At 72.1% G+C, this 8,008-nt stretch carries 4 protein-coding genes; 3 read left to right on the forward strand and 1 reads right to left on the reverse strand.

Annotated elements, in window-relative coordinates; all coding sequences use genetic code 11:
• Positions 1–88: 88 nt before the first annotated feature.
• Both E1200_RS28400 and E1200_RS35295 read left to right on the forward strand, forming a co-directional pair.
• Positions 89–3,490, forward strand: coding sequence for a bifunctional glycosyltransferase family 2 protein/CDP-glycerol:glycerophosphate glycerophosphotransferase (locus tag E1200_RS28400; protein WP_165950499.1), 3,402 nt, complete (start codon positions 89–91; stop codon positions 3,488–3,490).
• A 10-nt stretch (positions 3,491–3,500) separates the two neighbouring features.
• On the forward strand, positions 3,501–5,474 hold the full coding sequence (locus tag E1200_RS35295; protein ID WP_131955156.1) for a glycosyltransferase: 1,974 nt from the start codon (positions 3,501–3,503) through the stop codon (positions 5,472–5,474).
• Here E1200_RS35295 and E1200_RS28410 read toward each other — a convergent pair.
• On the reverse strand, positions 5,471–6,901 hold the full coding sequence (locus E1200_RS28410; RefSeq protein ID WP_131955157.1) for a hypothetical protein: 1,431 nt from the start codon (positions 6,899–6,901) through the stop codon (positions 5,471–5,473). The two genes, E1200_RS35295 and E1200_RS28410, sit on opposite strands and share 4 nt — an antisense overlap.
• Positions 6,902–7,024: 123 nt before the next feature.
• On the opposite strand from E1200_RS28410, the gene E1200_RS28415 reads away from it, so the two are divergent.
• The coding region (locus tag E1200_RS28415; protein ID WP_131955158.1) for a CDP-alcohol phosphatidyltransferase family protein at positions 7,025–8,008 on the forward strand (984 nt) is incomplete at its 3' end.

Here is an 8,008-nt window from a genome sequence, read left to right on the forward strand (position 1 = left end):
CCGCCCCCCGGGCGCCCGCCGCGCAACACGCCATCCCCCGACCCGGCGCAGCCGCCGGGCCGGCCAAGTGATCAAAGGAGTGGGTCGCTTGTCCGTCACCCGGATCAGCGTCATCGTGCTCGCGCACGGAGCCGGCGAGTCGCTGCCCGACACCCTCGCCTCCCTCGCGGCGCAGACGCACCCCGGCCTGGACGTGCTCGTCATGGACGACGGCACCGGCGGCACCGCCGAGACCGTCGTGCCCGACGACAGGTTCCGCATCGTCCGGAAGGGCGCGCTGAGCCGCGGCGCGGCGCGGAACCTCGGCGTCCAGGAGAGCGACGGCGACTTCCTCCTGTTCGTCAACGGCGGCGACGAGCTCCCGGCGGACGCGGCCGCGGCGCTGCTGGCCTCGCTGGAGGCGTCCGGATCGGACATCGCGGCCGGCCGCGCGGCCGTGCGCCGCTGGACGGGCCAGGTGGCCCAGTGGCGGCCGACCCGGCAGCCGATCGAACCGGTCACCGGAACCGACCTCGCCCGCACCCCGGAGCTGGTCGCCGACCGGCGCGTCTCCGGCAAGCTCTTCCGGCGCTCCTTCTGGACGGCCCACGCGCTGGAGTTCCCCGACATCGGCCGCTACGACGACCTGCCGACGACAGTCCAGGCGCTGCACCGGGCCACCGCGGTCGACGTGCTGCCCGACGTCGTGCTGCACCGCCACGCCCGGCTGTTCGAGCCGACGACCGAGGCGCAGGAGATCGCGGACGGGTTCGGCGCCGTCACCCTCGCCACGACGTGGCTGGAGGAGAACGGCCACCACCGGGCCCGCCGGCGGCTGCAGCTGCTCGCCGTCAACGACGAGCTGCGGGTGTTCCTGGACGCGCTGCCGGACGTCCCCGCCGAGGAGCGCGACCAGATCGTCGCGCAGGCCGCCGCCTACGCCGCCGGGATCTCCGCGAAGGTGCTCGCCGGCACGTCCGCGCTGACCCGGCTGAAGTGGCACCTCGCCACCACCGGGCACACGACGGAGCTGGTGAAGGTCGTCCGGTACGAGCGGGGCAAGGCGTCGCCGTCGATCGTCCGCGACCCGCTGCGCCGGTACGTCGTCTACCCGTACTGGAAGGACACCTCGCTCGACGTCCCCCGCGACATCTACCGGGCGCGCGGCGAGGTCAAGATGCGCGGCCGGGTGCACGCCGTGAACTGGGACGGCGACAAGCTCACCATCACCGGCGAGGCGTACATCAACTCCGTCAGCATGCGGCGCCGCTGGACGTCGGTGAAGACGATGACGCTGCGGTCCGGCAAGCGGAAGATCGTGGCGAAGGCCAAGCAGACGCCGAAGCCGGGTAAGAAGTCCGGCTGGTCCGGGTTCGAGTTCACCTTCGACGTGGGCCGGCTGCGCGACCACGGCACGTGGGTCGAGGGCGACTGGGACGTGCAGGCGTCGGTGTTCAACGCCGGCGTGTTCCGGCAGGGTCCGCTGCGCGGCGGCAGCTCCGGCACCGGCGCCCACCCGCCGTACCACTACGTCGCCGACGACGTGCGCGTGGTGCCCCGCATCGACGACCGCCGCCTCGTCATCACCGTCGAGAAGGTCGCGACGAAGGCGACCGGCCTGCGTTGGGACGGCGACGCGCTCGTCATCGAGCTGCGGTCCGCCGGCGCGGCGCCGGACGAGCTCGTCCTGTCGCTCGGCGACGACCGCGTCCCGGTCCCGGTCACCCCGGCCGGGGACGGGTACACCGCCCGCGTCGACCCGGCCGCGCTGGAGGGGTCGCCGATCCCGCCGGAGCGCATCGACGACACCCGCGACTGGACGGTCTTCGCCGCCGGCCGCCCGCTGGTGCTCGCCGAGGGCGTCGCCGACACCGACCGGGCGTTCGGCCCGCTGGAGGTCACCGCGGGCCGCGGCCCGAGCGGCTACCTGCGCGTCCGCCGCACCACGACCCGCCTCGTCGTCGACGACTGCACCTGGCGGCCCGACGGCGCGCTGGCGCTGACCGCGACGCACACCGCCCACGACGGCGGGCAGATCGTGCTGCGCGGCCGCGCCCGCCGCAAGGAGTACGCGTTCGACCTCGTCCCCGACGCGTCGTCCGGCGTGCTGCGCGCGGAGGTCCCGGTCGCGGCCGTGCCGAGCGTCGCGGGCGTGCTGCCGCTGCGCCCGGGGCGCTGGGACGTGCTGTTCCGTCCCCCGGGCGGCCGGGCGCTGACCGTCCTGCTGTCGGACGCCGCGGCCCGGAACCTGCCGGACCCGCTGGAGGTGGCCCGCCGCGGCTACGAGCTGGAGGGCCGCGACGGACGGCTGGTCGTCTCGGTGACCGGCGACGTCTCGTCCGAGGAGAAGAGCGCCGGCCCGAAGTACCGCGAGGAGGCCCGCCGCCGCGTCGAGCGCGACGGGCTGCGCGACACCGTCCTGTTCTCCTGCTTCAGCGGACGCCAGTACTCCGACAGCCCCAAGGCCATCCACGAGGAGCTGCTGCGGCGGAACTCCAACCTGGAGCAGCTCTGGGTCGTCAACGACGCGCAGGTGGAGCTGCCGAGCACGTTGCAGCCCGTCCGGCTGAACGGCAAGGAGTGGAACGAGGCGCTCGCCACGTCCCGCTACATCGTCACGAACCACCGCCTAGGCGACGAGTTCCAGCGCCACCCGGACCAGGTCGTCCTGCAGACGTGGCACGGCACCCCGCTGAAGAAGATCGGCAAGGACATCAAGGAGGTGCACTTCGCCTACACGCCCGGCATGAAGAAGGCGCTGCAGTCGAAGTCCGCCGGCCCCGCCGTCCCCGAGTGGAGCCACCTGCTGTCGCCGAACCCGTTCAGCACGGAGATCTTCCGCCGCGCGTTCGCGTTCGAGGGCGAGATGCTGGAGGTCGGCTACCCCCGCAACGACCTGCTGCACAGCCCCGAGGCCGACGCGGTCGCCGCGCGGGTCAAGGCCCGCCTCGGCATCCCCGAGGGCAAGCGCGTCGTGCTGTACGCGCCGACCTGGCGCGACGACCAGTACTACAGCCGCGGCCGCTACCGGTTCGACATGCGGATCGACCTGGAGCGCGCCCGCCAGGCCCTCGGCGACGACCACGTCCTGCTCGTCCGCCTGCACACCAACGTGGTGGACGGCGTCGCCGAGGACGAGCACGGCTTCGTCCGCGACGTGTCGCTCTACCCCGACATCACCGAGCTGTACCTGATCTCCGACATGATGATCAGCGACTACTCGTCGGTGATGTTCGACTACGCCAACACCGGCCGCCCCATGCTGTTCTTCACCTACGACCTGGCCGACTACCGCGACCGCCTCCGCGGCTTCTACTTCGACTTCGAGGCCGAATCCCCCGGCCCCCTGGTCGAGACGTCCGACGACCTGATAGACGCGATCCGCGACATCGAATCCGCGACCGCCGGCCACGCCACCCGCTACAAGGAATTCGCCGACCGCTTCTGCCCCCTCGACGACGGAAACGCCGCCGCCCGCACCGCCGACCGCGTCTTTCCTCCGACAGACTGAGAGAGCCGCCTTGACTTCCCCCAAGGTCAGCGTCATCGTCCCCGTCTACAACTGCCGCCCGACCGTGGAGACCACGCTGCGTTCGGTGTCCGAGCAGACGCTGGCCGGGGAGCTGATCGAGGTCATCGCGGTGGACGACGGATCCACCGACGGGAGCGGTGACGAGCTCGACGCGCTCGCCGAGTCGTGGCCGTGGCTCTCGGTCGTCCGGCAGCCGAACTCGGGCGGGCCGGGCGGCCCCCGCAACACCGGCATCGACCGGGCCCGCGGCGAGTACCTGTTCTTCCTGGACGCCGACGACCACCTCGGCCCGGACGCCCTGCGGCGCCTGTGCGCCATGGCGGACGAGCACGGCACCGACATCGTCATCGGCAACTACGTCGGCGTCGGACGCGGGGTGGCCCGGTTCGAGAAGAACATCCCGCATGTCACCGTCGACGACCCCAAGACCAACATCTACGGCAGGTCGCTGACGGCGCACAAGCTGTTCCGCCGCGACCTGGTGCAGCGGCACGGCGTCCGGTTCCCGGAGGGCCTCCTGTCGGGCGAGGACAAGGTGTTCACCGCCCACGCGCTCCTGCACTCCACCGGCGTCTCCGTCGTCGCCGACTACGACTGCTACTACCTGGTGGAGCGGGACGACGGCACCAGCATCATGCAGAGCGGCGGCGCTCCCGCCGAGATCTACTACCCCAGGGCGGCGCGCCCGCTGCTGGAGCACGTGATGTCGCACCGCGAGCCGGGCGCCGTCCGCGACCGCATGCTCGTCCGCCATTTCCAGCGCGACGTCCTGCACCGGCTCGACGCACGGCTCCTCGCCGGTCCCGAGCAGGAGACGCGGCGGACGGTCGAGGAGATCCGCGCCCTGTGCGAGGAGTTCCTCACCGAGTCGGTGCTGGTGCGGATGCCCCCGCGGCACCGGATCCTCGCCCACTGCGCACGCTTCGGGCATGACGCGCTGCTCAAGAGGGTCATCGACGCCGCCGCCGGGCCGGAGCCGGTACCGGTGAAGGTCGACAAGGACCGCGCCCACGCCCGCTACCCGGGGTTCCGGGAGCCGGCCGCCGCCGTCCCCGACGCCTACTACGACATCACCGACCGGCTGCGGATCGAACGCACGATCACCGCACTCGGCTGGGACGGCGACCGGCTGCGGGTGAGCGGCACCGCCGCGATCACCCGGCTCGGCGGGGCCGGCCAGGTGGCCACGCTGCTGCTGCGTTCGAAGAAGTCGGCAGGCGAGCACCGGGTCGCCGTCGAGCGGGACGACGACGGCGGCTTCACCGTGGACTTCTCCCCCACCTCTGTCGCGTCCGGCACCCCGGAGGCGGACGTCTGGGACCTGCACCTGGAGATGGCGAGCGGCCGGCTCGTCAAGGAGGCCCGGCTCGGCGCCGACCGCGCCCCGGAGATCGGCACGGCCCCGCCGGCGCGCTTCGTCGCGTCCAAGGACGGTGAAGGCGCGGCCGTCACCCCCTTCTTCACCCGCGAGTACGGAAACCTGTCGTTCAGCACCACCCCGGGGGCGGCCGGCCTCAAGCGCCTCCTCGCGGTCGACGAGGTCACCTGGGACGACGGCGCGCACCTCCGGGTACGCGGCCACATCCCGGCGTCGGCGGACGCGGCCTCCCACGTCGGGCTCGCCTTCGGAGCGGACCGGCGCGGCGGGGGCGACACCCGCCCCGGCCGGGTCGACATGACCGCGGACGGCGACCGAATGGACTTCACCGCGATCCTCGACGCGCGCGCTCTGGCCGAGGGGCGCTGGGACGTGTGGCTGGAAGTGACCGTCGCCGACGAGACGTCCCGGATGCGGCTACCTGTTGCAGAGGTCGATCCGTCCCCGCCGGTGCCATGCGCCGCGTTGGGCATGCGCAGGGCGTCCTTCTACCGGACGAACGGCGGCAACCTCGCCGTTCAGGTCGTCCCCGGTTCGCTCTCCGCGCTGACCACGTCGGTCCGGCGCCGCCTTCGGCGCACCTAACCGGTCTCGGCCGGTTCCGCGGCCGGTTCCGCCGCGTCGCGGGGCGGGAGGACGGCCAGGGCCAGGGCGACGCAGGCGAAGGGGACGGCGGGTAGGACGTACCGGTAGTCGAAGTCGGCCGTCGCGGCGGGGATGACGAGGAGCGCGAGGCTCGTCCCCCACGGCAGCAGCGCACCGGTCGCCCAGTGCCGGACGGGCCGCAGCGGCGCCCACCGCCCACGGAACCGGGCATACGGCAACGCCCCCACCAGCCCGCCGAGCAGCAGCAGTCCAAGCACCGTGCCCGGCATGACCACGCGCTCCTGGTAGCCGAGTACGAACCCGGCCCACGGGTCGACGACCCTCGTCTCCCCCTCGGGGTCGTATCTGGCGGCGAGCTCGTCCTGCTCGTCGCTCCACGACGCGCCCTCGGGGAACTCGTACTGCAGCCACGTCCACGGCGTCGGGTACGGCCTGCGCTCCCACTCGAACGCCCGCAGCGTGTCGCGGACGACGACCCGCGCGTAGTCGGCGGGCTGCTCGGTGATGGCCTCCCGCGCGAACTCGCCCGCGAGCCGGTCGGACTGCTCCGCGTAGATCCAGCCGGGGAGGTCGCGGAACACGGAGTCCTTCGTCCACAGGGACGCGAACGCGGGCGAGATGCGGGGGTCGGTGTGCTCGGGGCACATCATCGCGAGCTCGGGCCGCGGCTTGATGACCCGGCAGTCGGCGAAGTCGGCGGTGCGGCCGTACAGCCAGATGTTCCCGGCCCTGGCCATCGCGAACTCGCCGTAGGTCTGCTGGAACACGAACATGTACCCGGCGATCGGGACCACGAAGGCCACGACCGCCCCGGCGCAGGCCCGCCAGCCGGCCCGCCGCAGCAGCATCGCGAAGAGGATCACCGCGATCAGCGGCAGCCCCGCCGACCTGGTCAGCGCGGTGCCCGCCGCGAACACCCCCGCCAGCGCCCCCAGCCACCACGTCATCCGCCGCCGCCACAGGACGGCCGCCACCGCCGCGAGCAGCAGGAACGTGAACAGCGTGTCCGACATGAGCATGTGCTCCAGCGCGACCTGGTGCGCGGGCAGAAGCACCGGGACCGTCAGCGCCGCCCCCAGCACCCCCGCAGCCCAGGGCCGCATCACGTCCCGCCCGGCCCGCCATACCAGCACGTACACGAGCACACCGGTCAGCAGCCCGATGAGATGCTGCACGGACACCACGACCGTCAGACTGTGGAACGGCTTGAGGAGCCACAACAACACCGAATACCCGGCCGGGCGCGTCTCCCCGGGCCGCGCCTCGATCGCCGACTCCAGGTACTCCGGCGAGTCACCGAACCACATCGGCGCCGGATACCCCAGCACCGCCGCCACCCGGACGAGGACCGCCGGTACCAGCACGCACGCGAACGGCAGATGTAACAGCACTGGTCGGGCACGCACCGGCAAAGACTACCCAGGGTGTCGGTCATCGTCCGGTCGGACGATCACGAGTCGGAGACAATGCGAAGGACCGGAACCGGACACCGATAGCATCGGATCGCTTCCCACAAGGAAAGGATCTCCATGGCGAACTTCACGCTCGACGACGTTCGGCAACGGACGTACAAGGCGCGTGACGCCTGGTGGACGGTACTGCTGGTCGATCCGCTCGCCTCCAGGCTGGTCAAGTTCACGGCCAACCGGACGCGGATCACCCCGAACCAGCTCACCGTGGGAGCCCTCGTCCTCGGCCTCGCCGCCGCCGCGTGCTTCGCCGTGGCGTCCTGGCCGTGGCTGCTCGCCGGCGCGCTGCTGTACCACCTGTCGTTCACGCTCGACTGCATGGACGGCAAGATCGCCCGCCTGAAGGGCACCGGCTCGGTCTTCGGCGCCTGGCTCGACTACATCTTCGACCGCGTCCGCGTCCTGGCCTGCGCGATCGCCCTCATGGGCGGCCAGTACGCCGCCACCGGCAACGTCGCCTACATCTGGACCGCCCTGGCGGTCGTGTTCCTCGACATGCTCCGCTACATGGACGCGCTGGAGATCTACAAGGTCCGCACCCAGATGCGGAACACCCTGAACGCCGCCCGCCGCGAGGCCCACGAGCTGGAGCAGGCCGCCGCGCAGCGCGCCAACGGCGGCCTCTCCGGCGACGACCTGATCTCCGCGGAAGAGGCCCTCGGCGACGACCCGGACGCCGACCTGGAGAACCGCGTCATCGGCGACGACCCGAACATCGCGCTCCAGCAGGGCTTCAACAAGCGCTTCCCCTGGTACGCCCGCATCCGCAACGTCCTGATGGCGGGCCGCATCCGCCCCCACCTGATCAGCGGCATCGAGTTCCAGATGGGCGTCTTCATCATCGCCCCCATCGCCGCCGCGGTCATCTCCGGCGCGATCATCCCGGTCGTCGCCGTCAGCGGCGCCGGCCTCCTGGCCTTCGAACTCGTCATCATCTACAAGTTCTGGCTCTCCAGCCGCGACTACAGCCGCAACCTGGCCAACCTCAACACCAAGATCGCCGAACACCGGGCCCAGCTCCCCCCAGCCCACTACGACCAGCCC

Origin of the sequence: Actinomadura sp. GC306 (genome assembly GCF_004348665.1) — a bacterium.
Lineage (GTDB): Bacteria > Actinomycetota > Actinomycetes > Streptosporangiales > Streptosporangiaceae > Spirillospora.